This is a genomic window from Salicibibacter halophilus, assembly GCF_006740705.1.
Classification (GTDB): Bacteria; Bacillota; Bacilli; order Bacillales; family Marinococcaceae; genus Salicibibacter; species Salicibibacter halophilus.
The window spans coordinates 2,801,962-2,826,051 of the sequence record NZ_CP035485.1 but is presented as its reverse complement, the minus strand read 5'-3'; the positions used below and the strand labels follow the sequence as shown (position 1 = coordinate 2,826,051).

The window sequence follows — 24,090 nt, the reverse complement described above, 5'->3', positions numbered from 1 at the left end:
TTGATCTCTTGCGAGTTGTGACCGGAGAAGAAATGGGAAGCGTGGACCGCTTTGCAATCGAACAGCTTGGCATGCCTGGCGTCATGTTGATGGAGAACGCCGGAAGGGCGGTCAGCGAGCGATTGCTTGCCCATTACGGGGATGATGAACGTTTTCTCGTATTGATTGGAACCGGCAACAACGGAGGCGACGGCTTCGTCATCGCCCGTGCACTCAAAGATATGGACCGATCCGTCGATGTTTGTCTAATTCCTCCTGAAGAAAAATTAAAAGGCGATGCAAAAAGGCACAAAGAATTGTACGAAAAGGCCGGCTATACATGGGCAACGTTTGATCCGGTTTTTTTTCATAAAACAGATGTAATTATTGACGCTTTACTCGGGACTGGAATCTCCGGTGCCATCAGGGAGCCGTATCGCGGCGTTATTCAGGCGATCAACGAGGCGGAACGGCCCGTCGTCGCTGTCGATTTGCCGAGCGGGGTGCCGGGGGATGATTCGCCGGTGCCGGAGGGTGCTGCGCTAGCCGAGCGTACCATTACATTGCAGCAACCGAAACTGAGTTATTACACGTATCCGGGGCGACATTATTACGGGGAAACGGAGGTCGTGTCCATCGGAATCCCTCCGATCGCCATCGCGAACACGATTCCAACGAAGCGAAACGTCTGGAAAAGAGCGGATGTTGCCAACCATTGGCAGTCGCGAGCGGCCGATTCCCATAAAGGCAGCCACGGGAAAGTCGGTATCATCGCGGGGAGCGAAACGATGCCGGGGGCAGCCGCTTTAACCGCGGGTGCAGCGGTGAACGCCGGTGCCGGCTTAACAACCGTCAACACCCCTAGGTCAGTGATGCCCACGGTCGCCGCCCATGTACCCGAGGCAACTTATTTTCCCCGTGACGAAACAATCGAAAGCTTTTATGAAAATAAAGACGGGATCGCGATCGGGCCCGGTATAGGTTTCGACGCCAAGGGGCGGGAAAGACTGAAAACCCTCATCGATCATTTCGAAGGCCCGCTCATTGTCGATGCCGATGGTTTGCACGTGTTGGACGAGATGCTTGAAAATGTACGGGAACGTGAACATCCGCTCATTATCACTCCGCATCCGGGAGAGATGGCAGCGTTGATTGATGCCTCTCCGGGAGAGGTGAACCGCCGTCGCTTTGACGTCGCGGAAACCTTCGCGCGCGAGCACGGGGTGTATGTCGTACTTAAAGGCCCTTGCACGCTTGTGGCAACCCCTAGCGGCGAAACTTGGATTAATGACACCGGCAACGCCGGCCTTGCCAAAGGTGGGTCCGGCGATGTGCTCACGGGCATGATCCTCGCGTTTGTCGCACGTTACGAGAATGTGCAACCGGCGGTTTCCACTGCTGTTTACTTGCACGGGTATAGCGCGGATCACCTGCTGGAAAGAGGGACCCCGATGGAAACGATGACCGCTTCCAACATTGTTAAAGCACTGCCGGATGTTTTTCGAAGGAATGGAACCAGTGCTTAAAAATGCGAAAGGTGGTGTTCCAAGGGCTTTGTTCACCTTTTGAGATGAAGTAGCCACCTTCTAGGATGGTCGCCACATGGCATCCATGTGACCTTTATTTAGGGGCTGCTGAATAACGTGAAACGGTTGTCATATAGGTGTTTATCGCCAATATAACGTAGTTCGATGCAAGGGTTATGCACGTATAAGGCTTAAAAAGCTTGCACATTAATCTCACTTTGTTATGGATTGTATCAAATTAATACCCTAAACAAATTTGAACGAGAGATTAAACATTGGCTAAGCGGTTTGAATTTGGCGACTTTGAGCTGTTTTCTGGAACTGTGCGAAAAATCATCAGTTTGTATGTGGTTGTTCAGCAAGCCCTATTTAGTGACTAGTCTTAGATTGAGGTAGCCTGTGGGCATTGATATATCTAAAGGGTGGGAGTCACGTCTGCGTGTTCAGAAAACTCCACCGATAAATAAACGATCACTTCATTCTTTCTTTTGAAATCCCCTTCTGTCTTCTCATATTGCGCCCTGCGATAAATAAAACATAGAGCAAGGTAAATCCTATACTCAACACCAGAGATATATTGATCGCTCCAGGATCCAAGTCAAGCGTCATGACATAGATGCCAAGTGCTCCAAAATGGGGTGTAATATTTATTGCGGAGCAGTTATTCGTGAACTTAACCTAGAAATGATCCTTATCCGCAAGACGAAAAGCTATCTTCTTTTTTGCTATAAATTTCATAAGCAACATATCCAAGTAATAAACCTATTCCAGCCCCTAAACCGATTGTAGATAGTAAAGAGATTTGGGAAAATATGCTGAAAAGTACAGCAACAACACAACCTATAATCATTCCAAGTGGTATTAAACTATCTAATAAATTTTGAGCACTTTTGGATTTTTTCTTACCAAGGGTGCCTTTCCTATACTTATGTTTCATTCTTATAACGACAAATACTGCACTCCCACCCACGATTACAACAGGTAGTAAAATACTCGCAATTTCGGAAGCTAATTCCATATTAGAATTCTCCCTTACTTATATCTACTTAATATTTCTTCTGGAATATGACAATAATCATTTGGACATTTAGCTAGCCTATCTTGATGTTCTTCTGCACTTCTCACATAGTTTGTTAGAGGCAATACTTCAACAACTATAAAATCATAATCATTTCTCTCACCAAGAAATGCCTTCGCCTCTTTTAAGTGTTCAGGCTTTTCACTATATACTCCTGTTCTATATTTTTCGCCAACATCCTGCCCTTGTTTATTCAAACTGTATGGATCAATGATTTCAAATAAATATCCCATTAATGCTCGGATCGTTACAACCGTCGGATCAAATCCTGTTTTTACACATTCGGCGTACCCATCATAATCGCCCTCTAGTGAATGACTTGTTCCATTAGCTCTTCCCGCTTCTGTAAACTTAACTCCAGGTAAGGTTTTTATAAAAGCTTGTACTCCCCATAAACATCCACCTGCAAAATATGCTACTTCCATATTGACCTCCTGTTTACTTTTGTTCAACAACCGCCTTCCACAAAATACCATTGAAATCTAATTCGGAGCAATATAATACTACTCCGATAAAGCAAGCTGGAAATTTTTTCACGCTGATTTTATTCGAAAAAATAATATCGCTAATAATGAATAAACAGTTACAGGTATTAAGCTGAGTAAAAATGTAAAGAGCGGATCAAATGTAAAATTTCTCATGAAATCGTAAATCAGAGCAGTGAGCATAAAACTAATTGCTACCCTAAAGATAAGTTTGGCCAATTTAAACATGTCGTTATCAAGCTCATTTTCTTTATAGCAGTTTGGATGTAATTGTCAACTCAAAATCCGGCCAAATGTTCATTGAATTTCCGTCCAATCGTGAACTCTTTCACAATTTTTTTAGCCGAAAAAATGAAGCAAAATCTTCTGTGTTGATCAGCTTGTTGGTAGGTCAAAAGACCTGTTTGCAGCCAGCCGTTAGAATCGCATACCTTTGAATGTTTTTATCCTACGTCTGTATTCAGTTGTCAAAGAACAGTGAATCAAAACCCTTTACGCTACCCGTTTGCCATAGCGAGGATCGTTACGAGCCTCGAATGGTTATCATCGCTTTTAGCTTTCTTTAGATGCCATTCCTCCTTCGTCTTCGTCGACCGGGATTACTGCTGAACGTCGTCCGCATCCTGGGTGCCCAGCCACTCTTTGGTCTCTTTCATGCGATAAGAGCTCCCGTTCATATTGACAATATGCGCTTGATGCGTGAGGCGATCAATCATCGCCGCGGTCATGACCTCATCCTGAAAGATTTCCCCCCAACGTTCAAAAGAGAGATTCGTCGTGATAATCGTCGATTTGCGCCCTGCCCGGAGGGAGAGATGAGTGAAGAGTTGTTCTGCGCCTTCTTTATCAAAGGAGATATAACCCATCTCATCGGCGATCACCAGATCATATTTCTCGAATCGGCTTTGAAAATTTCGAAGGGTTTTCTCCGCCCGTGTTTCCTTGATTTGGTTGACAAGAATCGGCACCGTCGTAAACCATACTTTAAACCCTTCCAAACAAGCTTTCATTCCCAAGCCGATCGCCATGTGCGACTTTCCCGTTCCGGCATTCCCTGAAAAAATGGCATTCCGTCCTTCGCGGATAAAATCCAGGCTTTTCAAGGTATTGAGCTTTTTCTGGGCATCTTCGGGCAAGTCTTGAACCGAAAGATCCTCCAAGTATTTTTTCTGATTGAATTCAGCCCGGCGGATGCGGTTATATCGGGCCGATTCCCGCCGGGCATCTTGTTCTTTTTGTAGGAGTTGAGCTAGAAAGGCTTCGTAGCTGATGTCTTGCATACTGGCTTCTGACGCGTGCTCAGCCACATGTCTGCGAATCATGGGTAGCTTTAATTCTTTCGCGTATGATTGAACATCCGCGTGCCATTCTTCTTGGGTTTTAATGGTCAATGAATCCCCTCCTTTGTGGCTATCATTTGAAATAACTGATCATAATCACTCATCTGGTTTCTGGCCTGTTCGGCAATAGCTTCCGTATCCTGAGACGACGGCGGCGTGATCGGCTGTTCGTTGTTTCTGGCACATATCGCTTTGATTTTATCGGTGGTCACGTGTTTTGGATGCATCGCCTCCAGCTGGTCAATACTCGCTAAGACGTCGTCGAGATTGCCCTCGTCCCGCAAGTAGTGACATAACGCTATGAAATCCCGCTCTTTTCCTGTATAATATGTCTCGTAAATAGCTTTGATTTTTTGATCCGCCTGGTGCAGGGCTAAGCTTCCAGCCAATGCACCGGGCTTTTTTCGTAAGGTCTCCAAGACGTGTGAGAGTTGAAGATTCCACCGATGGTGGCCACTGAGCCGTTCATGATTCGCGATACACGCCTCGTTGTAAAAGCAACGGATACGCTCCGCGTACACCTTCACCATGATCATTTCACCGACCAAATGATCAGGCACCGAATAACGGTTTTGCTCGATCACCACGGTCGCGTATTTATCCACGCGAGCGTAATTCACACGAGCCGCATCCCATTTCGGCGGTGCTTCTAAAAGATACTCCCGTTCTTGCTCAAGGCGCTGTTTGGGCGTTTGACCTTCGTATTGGCTCATAGATTTCTGATTGAGTTTTTCCGAACATACCCCCTCGAGAAAGTGGTTCGCTTCTTCTAAACTCTCAAAGGTATCTTTGATGGCGAATGCCTTGCGCCGAACGACGTCCACGCTGCGTTCCACATGGCCCTTTTCATTACCGCGGCGGATATTACAGAACCGGTGTTGAAACCCGTAATACACCATCAGTTGCATCAGGCCTTCTGTGGGCCCTTTTTCCCCGGCCAGACCTCTAACAGCGACGCGCATGTTGTCATAGGTGAGTGTGGTATGAACGCCGCCGACATGGGCAAAGAAACGCGCGTGTGCTTCTTGGAAGCACTCCGTCGTTTGCTTGGGGAACAGACACGCCCACCGATAATTCCCATACGCCGATGTGAAGACGGCCATTTGGAACGGCTGTAGTCGTCCGTCCACCGTTATTTTTACCTCCCCCCAATCAAATTCACAAACATCTCCGGGCATGTACGTTTCTTTAATAAATGCCTCCTTGGCTCTGTGTTCCAACTGTCGAACCAACCGACGGACCGTACTGTAACTAATGTCCAGCTCTTCATCTTCGAAAACCTCATACATGTCCATGACTGTTTTTTGTTGTTTCTTCTGCCCCTTTTGGCGCTTATCCCGATTTTCCTCAAGGAAAGTAAGGATTCGTTGTTCAATCTCCGGTGTGAGTTTACGTTTAGGGCGAGAACCGGTGGTGTACGTCGGCTTCTCTGTTAAGGCTTCGATCAGCGCCTCGACATCGACATCTTCGCCTCCTTCCATGAGTTGGTTACGCTTCTGTTCGTATTCCTTGACGTATTTACTAACTGTTTCCCGGTGGGTCCCTATATCTCGGGCAATTTTTCGTATCGATTCCCCCTCGTGCATATACTTCATTAATGTTTGGTACTTTTGGCTCATGGTGATCATCTCTCCTGCCCCCACTTGTATGTATGACACAAGTGAGATTTTCGATCTTACTGGCCGGATTTTCAATGAACATGGTGGCCTATTTTTAAGTTATCAAATACAGGTTGCAGTAGGTTCACCCTCATGCTGCGATAATAAAGTAGCAAAGCCATACTCATCTATCACTTGATAAAGTGTCTCATCATCCTGGATTAAGAAATGTGAAGGAATATACAAATAATCACGCTCCCATCATTTAAGTTGCTCACTCAATTGTTTTTATCATAATGAAGTCTGTTTGTTTCTCATCCCCCATGTAGAAAGAGTGAGTACCGACTTTAACAAAGCCAACCTTGTTATAGAAATGAATTGCACCCACATTGTCTTCCCATACACCTAACCAAATTTTCTTTTTATTTCGATCCTTTGCAACTTCCAATCCCTTATTTAAAAGGTGATTTCCAAGTCCTTTTTTTTGAAATTCTTCCCTAATATAGATCCTTTCAATTTCCAGTGCTTCTTCCCCCATGTCTTCTGTTTGCGCTTCATTGACATTTATTTTTAAATAGCCCGCGAGTTCCTCATTACAATATATAAAATAAAACGTTGAAGAGGGGTTCGATAATTCTTCTTCTAACCTTCTCGTATTAAAGGCCTTTTCCAAATAAGCTTTCATGTTCTCCTCTGAGTTCATATGAGCAAATGTCTCATGAAACGTATTATAACTGATTTCTTGAAGTGTTTTTATATCTTCAAATGTGCATTCATTTATAGCAATAGACTTCTGAATCATTTTCTCCTCCAATAATAAGGCAGTACGGACTTATTCCACAATCTGGCCGGTTAATTGAATAAAGTAATACCCGAAATGAGCATTACTTTAAATTCATATTTGAATCAGGTGAGCTAGTTTCTTTTGATTTTTGTCATATTTCATCTAACGTAGCGACAGCCACGCAAAGCATAGCTGTTTCAAAAGGATTACCATGACGCGTTCACCTCTTTTTCCCTTTAGAGAACAGGGTTTCAGTGGCACGGTTACAGCATGGTGAACGTCCACCTCTGGAAGTTTATTCTATTGTTCTTTTAGTATACCATATGGATCATTCACCTCTCTTTTGTTTATTCAAACCACCCACCTATATAGTAGTGTTGCCTCGCTAATATAAAGGGTCCACCGGTAAGTACCGGCAGACCCTTCTTTTTATTGTCCTATGCTCTAGCTTTATAGGAGAAATCATAAGCTTCTCCTTCGTAACACAAGCCATATGGTTTACTATTGATGAACTTTCCGTCTCCCATTTCGCCGATAAATTCACCTTCATCGACCATTAATTTTCCTCTAAGAAATACTTTATCCACTTTCCCTTTCTGTTCCATGCCTTCATAGACATTGAAGTCGACGCCGTGTAAACTATTTTCGTTGGTGAAAATGGATGTTGGTTTGGGATCATATAAGACAATATCTGCATCGTATCCTATTCCGATATGACCTTTACAATGATCCATCCCGTTGTTTTTAGCCGGAGTTGTTGCATACAAATCCACTAAACGTTGCCTTGAAATTTTTCCAGTGTTCACGCCATACGTCCATAAAATGCCCAGCCGATCTTGCACACCCGGTGATCCGTTTGGAATATCCGTGAAAGCTTCTATGCCCATATGTTTTTGTTTTGCCCAGTTGAAACCGCAGTGGTCCGTGCTTACAACGTTTAACCACCCTTTATTGACCGCTTCCCACAGCGCCTCTTGGTCCTCCTTCGTTCTAAGCGCCGGTGAGCATACGTATTTGGCTCCCCCAAAGTTTGGCTCTGCCAACGCCTCTTTATCCAACATTAAATATTGTATACACGTTTCCCCATAGACAGGAGCGCCGTCTTCATTTGCTGAGCGAATGCTTTCCATGACTTCTTTTGCTGTTACGTGAACGATATAAACAGGCGCATCCGCCATTTGCGCGAGTTTAATCACACGCTGGGTTGCTTCTAGTTCAACCAATGGAGGCCTTGATTCAGCGTGATAATAAGGTTCTGTGTTTCCTCTATCCAATTGTTCTTTTTGCAAATAGTCAATGACATCGGCATTTTCAGCGTGAACCATTACCGTTACGCCCGCTTCTTTAGCGGCTCTTAAAGCCTTAAAAATCGACTCATCATCACTGTGCATAGGCATGCCTTTATAAGCCATAAATAACTTTACGGTCGAAATGCCTTTTTCCGGTAAAGTCGAAATTTCTTCAAATGTTTCATCCGTCGGATCACAGACTACGCCATGAAACGAATAATCGACCATTGCCTGGTTTGCAAATTCTTCCCGGTCAAATTTTTCAATCGTTTCAGCTATCCCTTTCCCCTGTTCTTGGTTTATGAATTCAACCACCGTGGTGGTTCCGCCGGCAACCGGCGCATTAGAAGTTTCAAACCCCCGAACGTTTTCCCCTTTAAAATCAAACGTGTAATGAACATGCTGATCTACACCGCCGGGCAATACGTACCGCCCTGAAGCATCTACCGTATCATCCGCTTGCACGGATAGATGATCTCCTAATGCTGCGATTTTTCCATCCTTAATGTATATATCACCCGTAAATTCATCTACAGCCGTTACAATTGTTCCATTTTTAATAAGCAGGCTCATTTTCATTTCCCCTTTTTTATTTTTCGATCATTGCCAAAACTGTTTCTAATATAACGTTGACACCCTTTTCGCAATCCTCCCAAGATGTAAGTTCGTCCTCATTATGACTTTTTCCATTTATGCTAGGAACGAATATCATTGCTGACGGGATATAGTTTGCAATAAACTGCGCATCATGACCTGCGCCGCTCACCATCCTTGTGTATGGATAATCTAGCGATGTGACAGATTGCTCCAACGAACGAACAACATCTTTATCAAACCATACGGTATCCCTGTCCCATAATTTTGTTGCTTTCACTTTACATCCTTCGATAGAGAGAGGAAGCCCTTCAATGATTGTTTCCACTTGTTTGATCGTTTCAGCGTCCTGGTGTCTGGCTTCTATTGAAAAGACAGCTTTATTTGGAATGACTGTGTGAATATTTGGAGCCACATTTATCCGCCCCATGGTATACACCAAACCACTGTCAAGCTTACTTAGCTTTTCACGGGCTTCAGCTATTAAATCGTTCGTAGCAAATAAAGCATCTTTTCGCATGTGCATGGGGGTCGTCCCTGCATGATTGGAATCTCCGGTTACTTCAATCTCGTAACATACCATTCCGACGACACTTTCAACGACCCCGATCTTAAGCGACGATTCCTCGAGAACCGGACCTTGTTCGATGTGTAGCTCCAAGAAAGCTTTCGCTTTATTTAGTCGATTTTCTCTGTCCCCAGCATATCCAATCGTGTTCAATGCTTCTTTAAATATGATGCCATCTGTGTCTTTTTTCTCCATCATGACAGATTTCTCAAATTTACCTGAGAGGACACCCGAAGACATCATTGAGGGTTCAAACCTTGCCCCTTCCTCATTTGTCATATTCGCGATGACAACAGGCACCTGCGGTGTCATGTCATTATCCACCAGTGTCCGGACGACTTCTAAGCCGGCCAATACACCTAGCACGCCATCAAAACGGCCGCCTTTTTTTACCGAATCCAAATGGGAGCCGACCACTACAGGAGGAGCCGTGTTATCTACCCCGGAGAGTGTCGCATACATATTGCCCATATCATCGACTTTTACAGTCATCCCCAACGCTTCGCAGCAAGTACGAAAATATTCTCGAGCCCTTCGATCCTCCTCGGTTAACGCCAGACGAGTTACTCCGTTATTTTCTGTCCGTCCAAAATCAGCAAATTCCTCCATAGTGTTTTTTAAACGTTCACCGTCGATTAACATACGTTGTTGGTTCATTTTAAGCACTTCCCAAAAATTTTAATTATCCGTTGCCCATTAATACTTCTTTTGCTGTTTCATCACAATAACTGAAAAATACTTTCGAGCGTCTGCATTCCCTATTCGTAATTTTTTCCGCTCACGTTTTCCTTTTTTATCTACAAACGTTACCAACGCCCCGCTTAAGTCTTCGGAAACATGTTCGATCCAATAATCATCTTGGAGTAAATCATCAATTTTTCTTCTTTCTTCTATATACTCTTCATATTCTGACATTTAATCTCCCTTTCTGCTCCCTTTATTTTCTTAGCCCAACGTACTTGCTGTTTTCATCGCTTGCTGACGTTGATTCCAGGTAAGGGAAGGCAAATCGGTCGGTCGTTCAACCATATCAATCGCGCCTTCAACCGGGCATACGATTTGGCAAAGGTTGCAGCCTACGCATTCTTCTTCGCGAACCTTTAAAATCGGTTCTCCATTCTCGCCTTTCAACATATCGATACACTGATGAGCAGCATCTTCACAGGCGACATGGCATTTATTACAGTTAATGCAGATATCATTGTTCACCCGCGCGACGATTTGATGGTTAAGGTCTAAATCACCCCAATCCGAATATTTAGCCACGGATTGGCCAGTTAGTTCACGCACCGAATCGATTCTTTTGTCATCTAAATAATTATTGAGGCCATCAATCATGTCTTCCACGATACTGAAACCGTGGTGCATGGCTGCCGTACAGACCTGTACACCCGAGGCACCCATTAGCATAAATTCAACCGCATCTTGCCAATTCGAGACACCTCCAATAGCTGAAATCGGAACATCAATCCGGGAATCACCTGCGCATTCCCCCACCATATTGAGGGCAATCGGTTTAACCGCAGGCCCTGAATAACCCCCATGGGCCCCCAAGCCATTTACGTTAGGAACTGTATTCCAGGTGTCTATATCAACACCGATTAAACTATTAATGGTATTGATCATACTTACGGCATCTGCTCCCCCTTGAACGGCGGCTTCAGCAGTAGCTGTTATGTCTGTAATATTAGGTGTCAGTTTGACAATCACAGGCGTGGCTGCTACCTCTTTAACCCAATAGGCTTGTTTTTCCACAAGTTCCGGCACTTGTCCTGATGCAGAACCCATTCCCCGTTCCGACATTCCATGCGGGCATCCAAAGTTTAGCTCTAAGCCATCTACCCCGACAGCTTCTACCCGTTTTACAATCTCATGCCATGCTTCCCGTTCAGGCATGACCATTAAAGAAGCGATGATGGCGCGGTCCGGAAAACGTTTTTTTGTTTCTTCCATTTCTCGTAAGTTGACTTCCAAAGGGCGGTCGGAAACCAACTCAATGTTACTGAATCCGGTAACCCGCTGGCCGTTGTAAGACATAGCAGCAAAGCGGGAAGTCGTATTTAGAATTGGCTCACATAGCGTTTTCCAAACAGCCCCGCCCCAACCTGCTTCAAATGCCCGTTGAACTTGATACCCTGTATTCGTTGGGGGCGCACTTGCCAGCCAAAACGGATTTGGGGATTCTATCCCCGCGACGTTCGTACTTAGGTCAGCCATTTTATCGTCCTCCTTCGATGATTTCTCTACGCCGAATGTTCAGCATTTATTCCTGCTAATTTCCCGTGAATCTGATAGGCTGTTTGCTTCCCTTGTTCAGCTGCAGTCACGACCATTGCTTCCCCTTGATCTTTGCCAAACATTACATCTCCACAAGCAAAAACATTTTCTGCGGAGGTTTCAAAACTATCCGTTTTAAGTTTTACGACGCCTGACTCGTGCTCGATCCCAAATTGTTCTAGAAAATCAGTAAAGCGAGACTGTCCAATTGCTTTAATGACAAAATCAACCTCAATCGTAAATGTAGAGTCAGGAACAGGGATAGGTTTTCTTCTCCCATCTTCATCGGGCTCCCCAAGTTCCATTTTCATGCATTCAATAGCTGAAACCTTTCCGTTGCCATCAGCAATAATTGCTTTAGGCGCAGTTAACCAACGAAACTCAACTTTGTCTTGTTTAGCAAATTCATACTCAAAGTCATAAGCCGTCATTTCTTCTTCTGAACGTCTGTATAAAATTTTCACGTTATCTGCGCCTAGTCTAATGGAGCATGTCGCTCCATCAATCGCTGTATTCCCGGCACCTATTACCACACCCTTTTTTCCAACATAATCCGTGGGCAACTTCCCGGTTTTTGTACGTTTGACAAAATCAATGGCATCATATACCCCATCAAGGTCTTCCCCTGGGATATTTAGCTGCGGAACATCAGACATCCCTATCGCCAAAACAACCGCATCGTAATCATCCCTTAATTCTGCAATGCTAATATCCTCACCAACGCGAGTATTCGTCCTTATTTCAACGCCTACGCTTTTTACTTGCTCTACTTCCCAAAATGAGATGCGCTTGGGAAGCCGAAAAGAAACGATTCCGTACGTGTCCAGCCCACCCGCTTCATCATCTGCCTCGAAAATGGTCACGCGATAACCCATCACCGCGAGTTCACGTGCGGCTGACAAACCTCCCGGGCCGCCGCCTATAATTGCCACGGAATATCCGTTTGCTTTTCCTGCTTTAAAAAGAACTTTCTGGTTATGAATCGCCCAATCCGTCGCGTAACGTTGCAACTTCCCGATTAAAATCGGTTGAGTCGAATCATTTAAAACACAAGCACCTTCGCACAGCTCCTCTGTCGGGCAAACACGGGCACAACTTGCGCCTACAGGATTAGCCTCCATAATCGTTCGTGCCGAACCTTGAAGATTGCCTGTGGAAATTTTTTTAATATAAGACGGGATATCGATCCCCGTTGGACAGGCTGTTATGCAAGGAGCATCATAACAATACAGGCAACGGCTCGCCTCCTCAAAGGCTTCTTGATGCGAAAGCGATGGTTCCACTTCTTCAAAATTTGCTTGCAATTTATCAAGTAGCGGATTCATCGTAAAGCCTCCTCTCGTGAGAATAACTGTAAAATTTCAAGGTTTTCGCAGACGTGTACGTGGCCACCCCCTTGAACAGAATTAATAGTTTTATAAGGTGGTAGTGGATTCATCGATCGTAGTTGTTTCATCTTCAAGGTCGGAAAACAACTGCCCGTTTCCATATGCCACTGTTTTATTTGGCAAAATGGCATGCAAGATTATCCCAAGAATAGCCGCGAGTGCCATCGCGGGAACTTCCAAGTACTCCGTTATCTCTAAGAAGGCCCCACCGATCCCAATAACAAGAATGGTGGCCGCAATCACAAGGTTTCGTTTATCGCCCATGTCCAATTCGCTTTCAATCATTAAGCGAAGTCCGGCGGACGCGATGATGCCAAACAATAGAATAGAGACACCACCCATGACGGCTCCCGGAATGCTGGCAATCAAGGCTTCAATTTTCCCTGAAAATCCGAAAAGGATAGCGAAAACGGCTGCGCCTCCAATGACGAAAACACTGAACACTTTCGTGATTGCAAGTACCCCGATATTCTCTCCATACGTCGTATTCGGGGGACCTCCGACGAGGGAAGCCATTACGGACGCGATACCATCGCCAAGCAAGGAACGATGCAGTCCCGGTTTGCGAAGAAAATTTTTGCCAACAATTTTACTCAAAACCATTTGATCTCCAATATGCTCCGCCATGGTTACGAGTGCGATGGGAGCCATTATGACAATAATGGTCATCGACCACATTGGTGTCACGGTTACAAATGGGATGGCGAAATCAGGAACATGGAACCAGGGCGCGGCGGCAACAGGGGAAAAGTCAACAATCCCTGCCATAAATGCGATGAGGTAGCCTCCGACGAGACCTATTAATATGGGTATTACCCTTAAGAATCCTTTAAAGAAAATGGATGTCACAATGGTTATGGCAAGCGTAACAAGGGCGACGCTGAAATGTCTGAGGCTATCCACATATACACCGGCCTCCTCGTCATAATTCATAGCCATATCAATGGCTGTCGATGCAAGCCCCAGACCGATAACCATGATCACCGGTCCCACGACAATAGGGGGCAAAAGCCGCATGAGCCAACCCACACCGAAATATTTGATTAAAACCGATGTAACCCCATAAACCACGCCCGCAGAGAATGTCCCAACCATCACAGCTGCCGCTCCTCCGAATGACATTGCGGCAATCAACGGAAAAATAAACGCAAAAGATGATCCGATATAAGCAGGAATCTGTCCACGTGTGACGACCAAGTAAGAAAGCGTTCCTAAACCACTTGCTATCAATGCTATGGACGGGCTTAACCCTGTCAGGATCGGCACTAAAATCGTAGCTCCGAACATGGCAAATAAGTGTTGCAAACTGAGAACGATCCATTGATTCCAAGCAGGTCTTTCATGCACATGTAGTACTGGTTTCGTTTCTGACATGCGGATATCCTCCTTGATTCATATCTTTTTACACGTTCTTTGAACCAGAGCCGATGTAAACATTACTGAACCTTTTGGAAATACTAGTGGTCTATATCATGAATTCTTTCTGTAGCCACGCTCTAGAATCTGGGCAACCGTCCAAAACAGACTGATAAGTCTTTCTATCGATCTGAAATCTGGATGACCGAGGAAAATAGATCGATGGACAACTGCATGTAGCCGATTGACAGAAGGCCAGCCAAACCATTACACGCCTCTTATGTGGAAAAGACTTTTGAAACACTGAACTAGTACTGCGCCCTTACACACGCTTCTTCCGATGAACGTAAAGTCATGCAGCATTCCCCCAAAAGAGGTACTCTTCACTTTAAGGGAACAACAATCGCTTTGTTGGACCCCAAAAAGAAGACTCTCCACTCTGAGAGGGACAAAAACCGCTTTGTTGTACCCTAAAGAGAAGGCTCTCCACTCTGAGAGGGACAAAAACCGCTGTGTCGTACCCCAAAGAGAAGGCTCTCCACTATGAGAGGGACAAAAACCACGCTTTCGGCTCTCAAAAGGGCATTTCACTTTGATACTGCAGATCGACCAAGGGAAAGAATATCTGAAACAGACCACTAGAGGAAAAAGCCCTCTATTGCTTACTAAAGCAATTTCTCGTATCCTTTCATTAAACTTTTTCAGTTACTAGTTCATCAAATGGCACATGTGCCAACGCATGTGTATCCGCCACTGCCCGGTGCGTGACATGTCCCCGGAAGGTGTTTATCCCTCTTCGAATGGCCGAATTGTTTAAACACGCTTCTTCATATCCCTTATTCGCGATTTGTAACGCGTAGGGAATCGTGGTGGCTGTAAGGCCAATGGTCGATGTTCTCGGCACAGTACTTGGAATATTGGCCACCGCATAATGAACCACTCCGTGCTTGTAATAGATGGGATCATCATGGGTCGTTATTCGATCGATCGTTTCCACAATTCCTCCTTGGTCCACAGCAACATCGATCATAACTGCCCCATCTTTCATTGATTGAACCATCTTTTCAGTGATGAGCTTGGGTGCTTTTCCTCCCGGAATTAAAACGGCCCCAATCACCAAATCGGCTTCTTTCACTGCATTAGCGATATTCAGTGGATTGGACATCAACGTTTGTATGTCACTGCCAAAAATATCTTCTAATTCCCGGAGTCTTTGAGGATTAAGGTCAAGTATGGTTACATCAGCTCCGAGGCCTACGGCAATCTTGGCAGCATTAGTTCCTACAACACCTCCTCCGACAATGCATACTTTTCCTCGCTGAACGCCAGGCAATCCGCTGAGAAGAATCCCTCGTCCACCTTTCATTTTCTCCAAAAACTGGGCACCAATTTGTGAAGCCATGCGTCCCGCTACTTCACTCATCGGTGTCAATAGAGGTAGACTCCCATCATCTAATTGCATCGTTTCATACGCAATGCCGGTCACTTTCTTGTCGACTAACGCTTTCGTTAATTTTTTATCTGCTGCCAAATGTAAATAAGCGAGTAAAATTAACCCGTCATAAAAATAGCTATATTCTTCCGGTAAAGGCTCTTTTACTTTCATAACCATTTCACTATTCCACGTATCTTTTGCAGTCCTTGATATAGTGGCACCGGCTTTTTCATATTCTGCATCCTCAAACCCGGCTCCCAGGCCTGCGCCTGATTCAACTATGATTTCATGACCTGACTGTTGTAACTGCAAAACCTCTGCCGGAGTAACCGCCACTCGGTTTTCATTGTTTTTGATTTCCTTTGGGATGCCAATTTTCACTATAATCCCCTCGCTTACCTTCAGGGTATGAATGACCTATTCCTCAGACATGAAAGGCTTCCTTCACCGTCCGCACAATCATCGCCGCATCTTCATCGGTGATGCTAAGCGGAGGCGCCATGGTCATCGTATTACTATGGCCGGCAACGGTATCCGCATTTTTGCCAATGATCAGCCCCCGTGATTTACACTGGGCGATAATTTTTCCGATTTCGTTATTTGAAATAGGTTCTTTTGTATCTTTGTCTGCCACTAGTTCAATCCCGAATAATAACCCTTTTTGACGGATATTACCGACATTCGGATGACCTTCCAACGGTTGAATGCCTTCCCTGATTTTTTTCCCTAACGTTTTTGAACGCTCAACGAGCTTCTCATCTTCCATAATCTCCAGATTTTTGATCGCTAATTTACAAGCAGCCGGGTTGCCTCCAAAGGTGTTCACATGCCGAAAATGGTCACTTTCCTCTTTTCTTTTAAAAGGTTCATAGAGTTTCTGTTTCACTGCAGTCGCCGCTAACGGCAAATAGCCACTGGTGATCCCTTTGGCCATCGTTACAATGTCCGGCTCAATTCCGTAGTTTTGGTACCCAAAATTTTCCCCTGTACGACCAAAACCGCAAATGACTTCATCATTAATCAAAAGAAGGCCATATTTTTTACAGATCTTTTCCACTTCTTTGACATAAGAAGGGTGGGGGATAAGCACACCTCCGCCGGTAATGATCGGTTCCATGATAACGCCCGCCACGGTTTCAGGCCGTTCCCATTTGATCGTATCTTCCATCATTTGAGCGCATTGAAGGCTCCACTCCTCGAATGATTGACCGGAAGGTAGGCGATATTCATCCGGCGCATGGACGTGGATAAAACCCGGCGCCAGCGGTTCATAACGATATTTGCGCTGTGCTTGACCAGTAGCGGCAAGTGTCCCTAACGTATTACCATGATAGGCCCGATACCGGGAAATAAACTTATAACGCCCGGGTTCTCCGTTTTGATGATGGTATTGCCTGGCAATTTTGAATGCGGTTTCATTTGCTTCCGAACCACTGTTTGAAAAGAAAATGCGATAGTCGCCTTTCAGCCAGTCATTGAGCTTCTCGGCCAATTGAATACCGGGAACGTGACTGTTCGAAAGCGGGTGAAAGGGCATCTTGCGAAGCTGTTCCGTTGCTGCTGCAACCATTTCCTCCCGCCCATAACCCACATTCACACACCATAATCCCGACATCCCGTCTAAATAACTGTTGCCCTCAATATCCGTAATCCATGCATCTTGTGCGCTTTCGATCACCATTGGGTTTTGATCTTTTTGATAAGGTTTCATGTGATGCCACATGTATCGGCCATCTTTTTCATAAAGGGTTTCTTGTGGAGTTTTCTGGCTCATTATGATCATCCTTTCTAAAAAACTTAACTAAACCAGCGGCTCGTGAGCATTTTCTTGCGGGTGTAGAATTCTACGCCGTCCCGTCCATTTGTATGCAAGTCCCCATAGAAAGAACTTTTCCAGCCTGAAAACGGAAAAAAACCCATGGGTGCCGGAACATTGACATTGACCCCGAGCATCCCTACCTCAATATCATCTCTATATTGTTGAACAGCCGAACCGCTTTCGGTGTATAGGACGGAGCCGTTGCCAAAATCGGATTCATTGGTCAAGGCGATCGCTTCATCAAGATCTTTGACCCGGATGATGCTCAGAACAGGCGCGAAGATTTCTTCCTTCCAAATCGTCATCTCTGTATTCACATGATCAAAGATGGTAGCGCCCAAAAAATAACCATTGGTATTTTCCTCTACATCTTTACGTCCATCACGTGCTAAGGTCGCATTTTGTTTCTCACCCAACTCAATATAGTGATGGACTTTTTGTAAATGGCTTTCCCGGATCACCGGTCCCAAGTCAACGTTCTCATTAAGGCCATCCCCCATGGTGAGTTGATCGCTTGCTTCTTTTAACTTGGAAACAAATGCATCGGCGATCTCTTCCTGAACCACGCAAACGGATGTCGCCATGCACCTTTGCCCGGCACTGCCAAATGCGCCGTTGATCACGCCTTGAACCGTTTTATCGAGGTTCGCATCATCTAACACAATGGCATGGTTTTTGGCGCCGCCTAATGCCTGAACACGCTTCCCATGCTGTGAAGCCGTCTGATAAACATGTTTTGCCACAGGTTCAGATCCGACAAAAGAAATGGCATCGACGTCTTTGTGCTCCAATAAACCGTTCACCACATCTTTGGCGCCATGCACAATATTGAAAACGCCTTTTGGGAGGCCGGATGCTTCCAAAAGTTCCGCTAACCGCTGCGCGAGAAGAGGTGTTCGTTCCGATGGTTTCAGTACAAATGTGTTCCCGCACGCAATCGCTAAAGGAAACATCCAGCAGGGAACCATCATCGGAAAATTAAACGGCGTAATGCCTCCGACAACACCAACAGGATACCGATACATGCCAGAATCAATGCCATTGGCGATATCCGGCAACATTTCTCCTTTCATTAAATCAGGCGCACCGGAAGCAAATTCCACATTTTCAATCCCGCGCAACACTTCCCCATACGCATCTTTATACGTTTTACCGTTTTCTTTTGTAAGGATCTCGGCGAGTTCTTCGTGGTGATCAACAAGTAATTCATGAAAGGTGTACATGACTCTTGCCCGCTTTGGAACGGGTGTTTTTCGCCATGGGTGATACGCCTCACGGGCAGCTTGGACAGCATCGTTGACATCTTCGAATGTAGAATGAGGGGTGTGCGCGATGGCCGTCCCATCTGCAGGATTATAGACGTCTTCTCCGTCAGCACGTGATTCTACCCATTCACCGTTGATATAATTTTTCAATTTTTCCACCATAAATCTTCCTCCTCGCGACTAAAACTTCTGTCGATTACCGTCTTGTATTGCATTTTCTCTTTTTTATATATACAGAAAACTATATAATATCATTAATATACCAAATTTTCTTTTTATGAAAAGGTGACACACTGTTTAAATTTAAGCGCTATTCCCTTACAACATGATCATTAGAGAGGACGATGGTTCTTATGCTCACCATTAAAGACATTTTGCATAGACCAATGTTTCGAAGTGCCCGCGTGGTGAATAAAAACGCAGATCTAGAGCGACATGTACGTTGGGTCCATGTACTGGAGATCACGGAATTTGAAACACTGCTTCGCGGAAGCGAAATGATCTTAAGTACAGGTGTCGCGCTTGATAATCAAGGCACTGACTATGTTAGAAAGTTAATTTCCAATGATGTCGCCTGTCTGTGTATTGAGTTGGGTGCACACTTTCCCTCCGTTCCTAAGGAAATGATCGATCTTGCGGACGCTCACCAATTCCCCCTTATTGTTTTCACCTCTATCGTCCGATTTGTAGATATCACCCAAGAGATTCATGCAGAAATCATTAACGTCGAGCACCTGCAACTATCCAAACTGGACCGTTTGTCTAGTGATTTTCATCAATTAACACTGCAAGCACATGGAAACATGAGAATACTTAAAAAGCTTCAAACGGCTATCCAAAAAGAAATCATCTTGTTACCAACAGACGGAAAAGCTTATTTTCTCCCGGCTATAGATAAAAACGAACAGATTCGCATCGAAAATGCAGTTATGCACGAAATAGGAGGAGAAAAGGTGGAGGGTAGCTGGTTTGACGAGAAAAGACAGAAATCTTTTCTGCTAAAACCAATTGAAGCGATGGGCGAACATTGGGGAGTTCTTCTGACCCGAAATTGTGAACCATTGACAATCTTTGCTTCTCAAGCCCTCGACCGTGCCATCGGAGCATTAGCACAAAATCTTCTTCGTGATTTTTACACAGAAGAAAAAAAACTCTTACAGGAACACTCTTGGGTTCAGGACTTGATTGACCAAAACATCCAAACGGAAAAAGAAGCACGTGCCAAATTACGCAAAGGAATAAGCAACGACATTGACTACCGTATCTGTCTGATAGAAGTGACTGAACCCTTTGACAAATTAGCTGATCAGCGAGCGCTACAGTATCAAACATTGAGACGCATCCGATACGCATTTCAAAAACAAGGACTCGATTCATTTATTACGATGAATCAGAACCATTCATTTATTGTCCTCGCTGTGAAAAAGCCTTCTATCAATCAAGATAAGCAGCGAATGCTGAAGGCCCTTCAATTCATCGAAGAAAATCCAAAACCTTACCGATTGCGTATAGCTGTCAGTCAAGCGTATGCTAAACTGCTGGAAGCGCATGTAGCTTTCCACGAAACGGAAGACGTTTTGAAACTCGGTACGATACAAAGCAATTTTTATGAAGACATTGGGATCTATCAATTGTTGCTAAAATTAGATGACCGAACAGTCGAAAGATATACACGCACGTATCTTTATCCTCTCCTAAACTATGATGATCAAAAAAAGAGCACCCTTCTTCAAACATTGCGTGTGTATTTACAACTCAATTGTTCCAAACAACAAGTAGCACAAGAATTGCAAATCGCGCGCCAAACCCTTTATAAGCGTTTGAATAAAATTGATAAACTTCTTGGTCAGGATATAACGACTGATCCCCATATGCGAATGACTGTAGAAGTCGCGATTGCGGCTTATGATTTGCAGAAAGATCGGCCATTTTCACACATAGACCATACAATGGATGATATTGTACAGTAGTTCTTAAAGCACAAAACCCAATCCCGCCCGGGATTGGGTTTTGCTACTCGCAGCTTAATTCGTCACTTCGCCCTTTTTCACCCAGTTAATCAAACCACCTTCAAGCATAATCTCGATTTGGCGATCGGAGAGGGCGTGTTGGGTTTGAATTGTTTCTTTTCCGTTGACTTCGACGTTGATTTTGTTCGATTGCTGGATGGATTCCCGTAAGTTCGTCAGCTTGAGCACATCGCCGTGCTGGATTTTATCGTGATCGGCTTCATTGACGAATGTGAGCGGCAATACTCCAAAGTTGGGGAGGTTTTGCCAATGGATACGGGCAATATCCTTCGCGATGACGACACGCAACCCTAAAAACCGCGGTGCAAGTGCAGCGTGTTCCCGACTGGACCCTTGCCCGTAGTTGCTACCGCCGATGACCGCGTGCCCGCCTTCTTTTTCTTTTAGTTCCATCGCTCGGTCATAATAGGATTCGTCGACTTTTTCGAAAGTGAACTTGCTGATTTCCGGAAGATTGCTGCGGTAAGGAAGTACCCGTCCGCCGCCGGCAAGAATTTCATCAGTGGAAATGTTGTCGCCGACTTTAAGTCCGACCGGTATTTCCAGTTCATCCGGGAGGCTGTCAAAATCCGGGATCGAGGCGATGTTCGGTCCTTTTTCAATCGTGACCTGCCGCGCTTGCTCGAGCGGAAGCGGTTCATCCAGCAAGTCATTGTTGATGGTCGGCTCCGGTGTATCAACCGTCGGATAATCCATATCAAGATCACGCGGATCGGTGATCTTTCCGGTTAATGCAGCTGCTGCCGCTACTTCGGGACTGCATAAAAAGACACTGTCCTCTCTCGTCCCCGAACGTCCGGGGAAATTCCGCGGAACCGTACGCAAGCTGTTCCTTCCGGATGCAGGCGCCTGCCCCATACCGATACAACCATTGCAACCGGCCTGGTGCAAGCGTCCGCCAGCATCAATCAAATGAAATAGATTCTCCGTTTTGATAAGGTCCGATAACGTCTGCCGTGATGACGGGTTCACATCAAGTGACACACCCTCGGCGATTGTCCGTCCTTTAACGATTTGCGCCACAATCGCGAAATCGCGATAGCCCGGATTGGCTGATGACCCGATATACGTTTGATAAACGGGTTCACCCGCGACTTCGCGAACCGGAACGACATTGCCAGGACTGGATGGCTTCGCAATCAGCGGCTCCAATTCAGACATGTTGATCTCTTCATCAATGTCATACGTGGCATCCGCATCTGCCTCCAGCGCAGTCCAGTCATCTCCACGTTTTTCGGCCGTCAAAAAGTCTTTGACTTTTTCATCCGATGGAAAGACAGACGTCGTTGCCCCGAGTTCCGCTCCCATGTTGGCGATCACGTGACGATCCATCGCCGAAAGCTTTTTCACGCCGGGACCATAATACTCAATGATTTTATTGCTGCCGCCTTTAACATCGTGGCGACGCAATAATTCCAGGATCACATCTTTCGCGCTCACCCAATCCGGCAAATCGCTGGTAAGCTTCACGCCCCATACTTGTGGCATTTTTACATAAAAGGGTTTCCCGGCCGCGGCCAGGGCGACTTCCATCCCGCCGGCACCGATGGCGAGCATCCCGAGCGAACCGGCCGCACACGTATGGCTATCCGAGCCTAAAAGTGTTTTCCCGGGCTTGCCGAGCCGTTGCATGTGCACCGGGTGGCTCACTCCATTTCCGGCTTTGCTGAAGTGGATCCCGAACCTTTGGGTCGCGCTTTGCAAAAATAGATGGTCATCGGGATTTTTATGGTCTTCCTGAATTAAATTGTGGTCGACATACTGGGCCGATACTTCCGTTTTCACCTGATCAATGCCCATCGCTTCAAGCTCGAGCATGACCAGCGTCCCCGTCGCGTCTTGCGTTAACGTCTGATCAATTTTCAATCCGATCTCTTCGCCTTGCTTCATTTCTCCGGAAACAAGGTGATCGCTGATCAATTTCTGTGTAACATTCATTCCCATGAAAAAACCTCCTCAGGGCTATGTCATCTCATATTTCCTACTTTCCCTTATAATGCTTCTTTCAATCATATTTCATGCTTTTTTTGGAAAATTGATATGCGAATATAAAACATAAGGATCGACGATACATTTAAGTCGACGCTAGATAGTTGCTATCAAATACTATTCAGTCAAAGATAAACACGAAAAAGATATGGAGCACCCCTTTGATAATGACCTATTTTCCCTATAAGGTCTAAAACTTGACTACAATTGACACAAACATAATGATAATTTCGCGAAATTTTTGCCCCTACTCATTCAAATAATCCCAAACGTGTTGAGGCAAGGGAATGCCGTTTTCTGCTCTTCTAATTTCCTCCAACATTTCAGGCTCCCCCGGAGCCATCACCCGGTCGAATGATTCTGCCGGTTTAACGGCACGCATTTCTTTTACCATCTGATCCATTTGCGACAAAAATGAATGCGTAGACACAAAGTGCTCAGGATTAATGACCATGAAAAAATGACCCAGCCCCCGATATTGATCATAGTCCCCGTACATTTTCGATATATGGGGACCGAAAGCCGAACCTGTCAACAAAGCTGAAAAGACCTCGACGACCATGGCAAGGCCATATCCTTTTGGTCCCCCAAACGGCGTGAGTGAGGTAACGGCATGCGGGTCTGTTGTATCATCACCTTCTAAATCTACACCCCAACCTTCGGGTATTTCTTCCCCTTTTTCCCGTGCATTCAAGACCTTCCCAAGCGCGACATTACTGGTGGCTAAGTCCAGAACGACCGGGTTTTCCTCCTTGGTTGGAAAACCGAAGGCAATGGGATTCGTTCCGAAAAATGATTCCGCGCCCCCAAATGGCACAACGATTTTATCAGCATGAGACATTGCAATACCAATGAAATTTTCTTTTGCAGCTTGTTGAACAAAATAAGAAAGCGCGCCACAATGACTGCTGTTTTTCACTGCCACGGCACCCGTACCTGATGTTTTTGCCATCACAATAGCTTCATCCATCGCTCGCTTTGAATTCACATGGCCAAATCCATTGTCCCCATCATATATGCAAGTGTGGTCACTTGTTTTTTCTATGGCAGGGTCTGCTTCTATGTTCAAGCCACCTGCTTTAATCCGCTTGATGTAATGCTCCACTCTAAGCACACCATGAGAATCTACCCCCCGTAAATTCGCATGAACGAGGACATCGGCGATGACCTCTGCTTCATCTTTTCTCACTCCATTTGCTATAAATTTTGCAATGACTTTTTCTTTAAGTTCACTATGTGTAACAGTATTGTTCATGTTTTCCCCCGATTTTTTAGCTTTTGTACGACAAC

19 protein-coding genes are annotated in these 24,090 nt (G+C 45.2%); 2 read left to right on the top strand and 17 right to left on the bottom strand.

What is annotated here, in order from left to right:
• Window positions 1-17 precede the first annotated feature (17 nt).
• Complete coding sequence (locus EPH95_RS13805) at window positions 18-1,505, top strand: NAD(P)H-hydrate dehydratase (protein WP_227004153.1); 1,488 nt, start codon at window positions 18-20, stop codon at window positions 1,503-1,505.
• A 691-nt stretch (window positions 1,506-2,196) separates the two neighbouring features.
• Here EPH95_RS13805 and EPH95_RS13800 read toward each other — a convergent pair.
• The 15 genes from EPH95_RS13800 to EPH95_RS13730 form a co-directional block, all read right to left on the bottom strand.
• Entirely contained in the window at window positions 2,197-2,523 is a 327-nt protein-coding gene (locus tag EPH95_RS13800) for a hypothetical protein (RefSeq protein ID WP_142090642.1), read from the bottom strand.
• A 14-nt stretch (window positions 2,524-2,537) separates the two neighbouring features.
• Complete coding sequence (locus tag EPH95_RS13795) at window positions 2,538-3,008, bottom strand: peptide-methionine (S)-S-oxide reductase (protein ID WP_142090641.1); 471 nt, start codon at window positions 3,006-3,008, stop codon at window positions 2,538-2,540.
• A 659-nt stretch (window positions 3,009-3,667) separates the two neighbouring features.
• Complete coding sequence (gene istB, locus EPH95_RS13790) at window positions 3,668-4,459, bottom strand: IS21-like element helper ATPase IstB (protein WP_142090640.1); 792 nt, start codon at window positions 4,457-4,459, stop codon at window positions 3,668-3,670.
• The gene (gene istA, locus EPH95_RS13785; protein ID WP_142090639.1) at window positions 4,456-6,036 is read right to left on the bottom strand and encodes an IS21 family transposase; all 1,581 of its coding nucleotides are present in this window, start codon (window positions 6,034-6,036) and stop codon (window positions 4,456-4,458) included. The genes istB and istA overlap by 4 nt, the downstream gene beginning before the upstream one ends.
• 93 nt (window positions 6,037-6,129) lie before the next feature.
• The gene (locus tag EPH95_RS19830; RefSeq protein WP_142090638.1) at window positions 6,130-6,252 is read right to left on the bottom strand and encodes an FMN-binding negative transcriptional regulator; all 123 of its coding nucleotides are present in this window, start codon (window positions 6,250-6,252) and stop codon (window positions 6,130-6,132) included.
• Between the two features lie 28 nt (window positions 6,253-6,280).
• Window positions 6,281-6,808 carry a spermidine/spermine N(1)-acetyltransferase gene (locus EPH95_RS13775; protein ID WP_142090637.1) on the bottom strand — a complete coding sequence of 176 codons (528 nt, stop codon included), beginning with the start codon at window positions 6,806-6,808 and terminating at the stop codon, window positions 6,281-6,283.
• A 419-nt stretch (window positions 6,809-7,227) separates the two neighbouring features.
• Window positions 7,228-8,652, bottom strand: a complete 1,425-nt coding sequence (gene hydA, locus EPH95_RS13770; RefSeq protein WP_142090636.1) for a dihydropyrimidinase — start codon at window positions 8,650-8,652, stop codon at window positions 7,228-7,230.
• A gap of 16 nt (window positions 8,653-8,668) precedes the next feature.
• Window positions 8,669-9,898, bottom strand: a complete 1,230-nt coding sequence (locus EPH95_RS13765; RefSeq protein WP_142090635.1) for a Zn-dependent hydrolase — start codon at window positions 9,896-9,898, stop codon at window positions 8,669-8,671.
• Window positions 9,899-9,937: 39 nt separating this feature from the next.
• Complete coding sequence (locus EPH95_RS13760; protein ID WP_142090634.1) at window positions 9,938-10,156, bottom strand: hypothetical protein; 219 nt, start codon at window positions 10,154-10,156, stop codon at window positions 9,938-9,940.
• A 30-nt stretch (window positions 10,157-10,186) separates the two neighbouring features.
• The gene (gene preA / locus EPH95_RS13755) at window positions 10,187-11,458 is read right to left on the bottom strand and encodes an NAD-dependent dihydropyrimidine dehydrogenase subunit PreA (protein WP_142090633.1); all 1,272 of its coding nucleotides are present in this window, start codon (window positions 11,456-11,458) and stop codon (window positions 10,187-10,189) included.
• Window positions 11,459-11,484: 26 nt separating this feature from the next.
• Window positions 11,485-12,843 carry an NAD(P)-dependent oxidoreductase gene (locus EPH95_RS13750; RefSeq protein WP_142090632.1) on the bottom strand — a complete coding sequence of 453 codons (1,359 nt, stop codon included), beginning with the start codon at window positions 12,841-12,843 and terminating at the stop codon, window positions 11,485-11,487.
• A gap of 90 nt (window positions 12,844-12,933) precedes the next feature.
• Window positions 12,934-14,280 (bottom strand): uracil-xanthine permease family protein, encoded by a 1,347-nt coding sequence (locus EPH95_RS13745; RefSeq protein WP_142090631.1) that lies wholly within the window; start codon window positions 14,278-14,280, stop codon window positions 12,934-12,936.
• 673 nt (window positions 14,281-14,953) lie between these two features.
• On the bottom strand, window positions 14,954-16,078 hold the full coding sequence (gene ald / locus EPH95_RS13740; RefSeq protein WP_142090630.1) for an alanine dehydrogenase: 1,125 nt from the start codon (window positions 16,076-16,078) through the stop codon (window positions 14,954-14,956).
• A gap of 43 nt (window positions 16,079-16,121) precedes the next feature.
• Window positions 16,122-17,471: an aspartate aminotransferase family protein gene (locus EPH95_RS13735; RefSeq protein ID WP_142090629.1), complete on the bottom strand. Its 1,350-nt coding sequence runs from the start codon at window positions 17,469-17,471 to the stop codon at window positions 16,122-16,124.
• Window positions 17,472-17,494: 23 nt separating this feature from the next.
• The gene (locus tag EPH95_RS13730) at window positions 17,495-18,943 is read right to left on the bottom strand and encodes a CoA-acylating methylmalonate-semialdehyde dehydrogenase (RefSeq protein WP_142090628.1); all 1,449 of its coding nucleotides are present in this window, start codon (window positions 18,941-18,943) and stop codon (window positions 17,495-17,497) included.
• Between the two features lie 191 nt (window positions 18,944-19,134).
• On the opposite strand from EPH95_RS13730, the gene EPH95_RS13725 reads away from it, so the two are divergent.
• Window positions 19,135-20,751: a PucR family transcriptional regulator gene (locus EPH95_RS13725; protein ID WP_160141773.1), complete on the top strand. Its 1,617-nt coding sequence runs from the start codon at window positions 19,135-19,137 to the stop codon at window positions 20,749-20,751.
• Between the two features lie 54 nt (window positions 20,752-20,805).
• Here the strand turns inward: EPH95_RS13725 and EPH95_RS13720 are convergent, their stop codons facing one another.
• Together EPH95_RS13720 and allD are read right to left on the bottom strand one after the other, a co-directional pair.
• Window positions 20,806-22,755 (bottom strand): aconitate hydratase, encoded by a 1,950-nt coding sequence (locus EPH95_RS13720; RefSeq protein ID WP_142090626.1) that lies wholly within the window; start codon window positions 22,753-22,755, stop codon window positions 20,806-20,808.
• 292 nt (window positions 22,756-23,047) lie between these two features.
• The gene (gene allD, locus EPH95_RS13715) at window positions 23,048-24,055 is read right to left on the bottom strand and encodes an ureidoglycolate dehydrogenase (RefSeq protein WP_142090625.1); all 1,008 of its coding nucleotides are present in this window, start codon (window positions 24,053-24,055) and stop codon (window positions 23,048-23,050) included.
• Window positions 24,056-24,090 lie beyond the last annotated feature (35 nt).

Coding starts and splice junctions, on each gene's coding strand:
- EPH95_RS13750 (WP_142090632.1), bottom strand. CDS start 12,843: ATGAATCCGCTACTTGATAAATTGCAAGCAAATTTTGAAGAAGTGGAA.
- hydA (WP_142090636.1), bottom strand. CDS start 8,652: ATGAGCCTGCTTATTAAAAATGGAACAATTGTAACGGCTGTAGATGAA.
- EPH95_RS13795 (WP_142090641.1), bottom strand. CDS start 3,008: ATGGAAGTAGCATATTTTGCAGGTGGATGTTTATGGGGAGTACAAGCT.
- EPH95_RS13745 (WP_142090631.1), bottom strand. CDS start 14,280: ATGTCAGAAACGAAACCAGTACTACATGTGCATGAAAGACCTGCTTGG.
- EPH95_RS13725 (WP_160141773.1), top strand. CDS start 19,135: ATGCTCACCATTAAAGACATTTTGCATAGACCAATGTTTCGAAGTGCC.
- allD (WP_142090625.1), bottom strand. CDS start 24,055: ATGAACAATACTGTTACACATAGTGAACTTAAAGAAAAAGTCATTGCA.
- EPH95_RS13735 (WP_142090629.1), bottom strand. CDS start 17,471: ATGAGCCAGAAAACTCCACAAGAAACCCTTTATGAAAAAGATGGCCGA.
- preA (WP_142090633.1), bottom strand. CDS start 11,458: ATGGCTGACCTAAGTACGAACGTCGCGGGGATAGAATCCCCAAATCCG.
- EPH95_RS13760 (WP_142090634.1), bottom strand. CDS start 10,156: ATGTCAGAATATGAAGAGTATATAGAAGAAAGAAGAAAAATTGATGAT.
- EPH95_RS13720 (WP_142090626.1), bottom strand. CDS start 22,755: ATGGGAATGAATGTTACACAGAAATTGATCAGCGATCACCTTGTTTCC.
- EPH95_RS13800 (WP_142090642.1), bottom strand. CDS start 2,523: ATGGAATTAGCTTCCGAAATTGCGAGTATTTTACTACCTGTTGTAATC.
- EPH95_RS13730 (WP_142090628.1), bottom strand. CDS start 18,943: ATGGTGGAAAAATTGAAAAATTATATCAACGGTGAATGGGTAGAATCA.
- EPH95_RS13765 (WP_142090635.1), bottom strand. CDS start 9,898: ATGAACCAACAACGTATGTTAATCGACGGTGAACGTTTAAAAAACACT.
- EPH95_RS13775 (WP_142090637.1), bottom strand. CDS start 6,808: ATGATTCAGAAGTCTATTGCTATAAATGAATGCACATTTGAAGATATA.
- istA (WP_142090639.1), bottom strand. CDS start 6,036: ATGATCACCATGAGCCAAAAGTACCAAACATTAATGAAGTATATGCAC.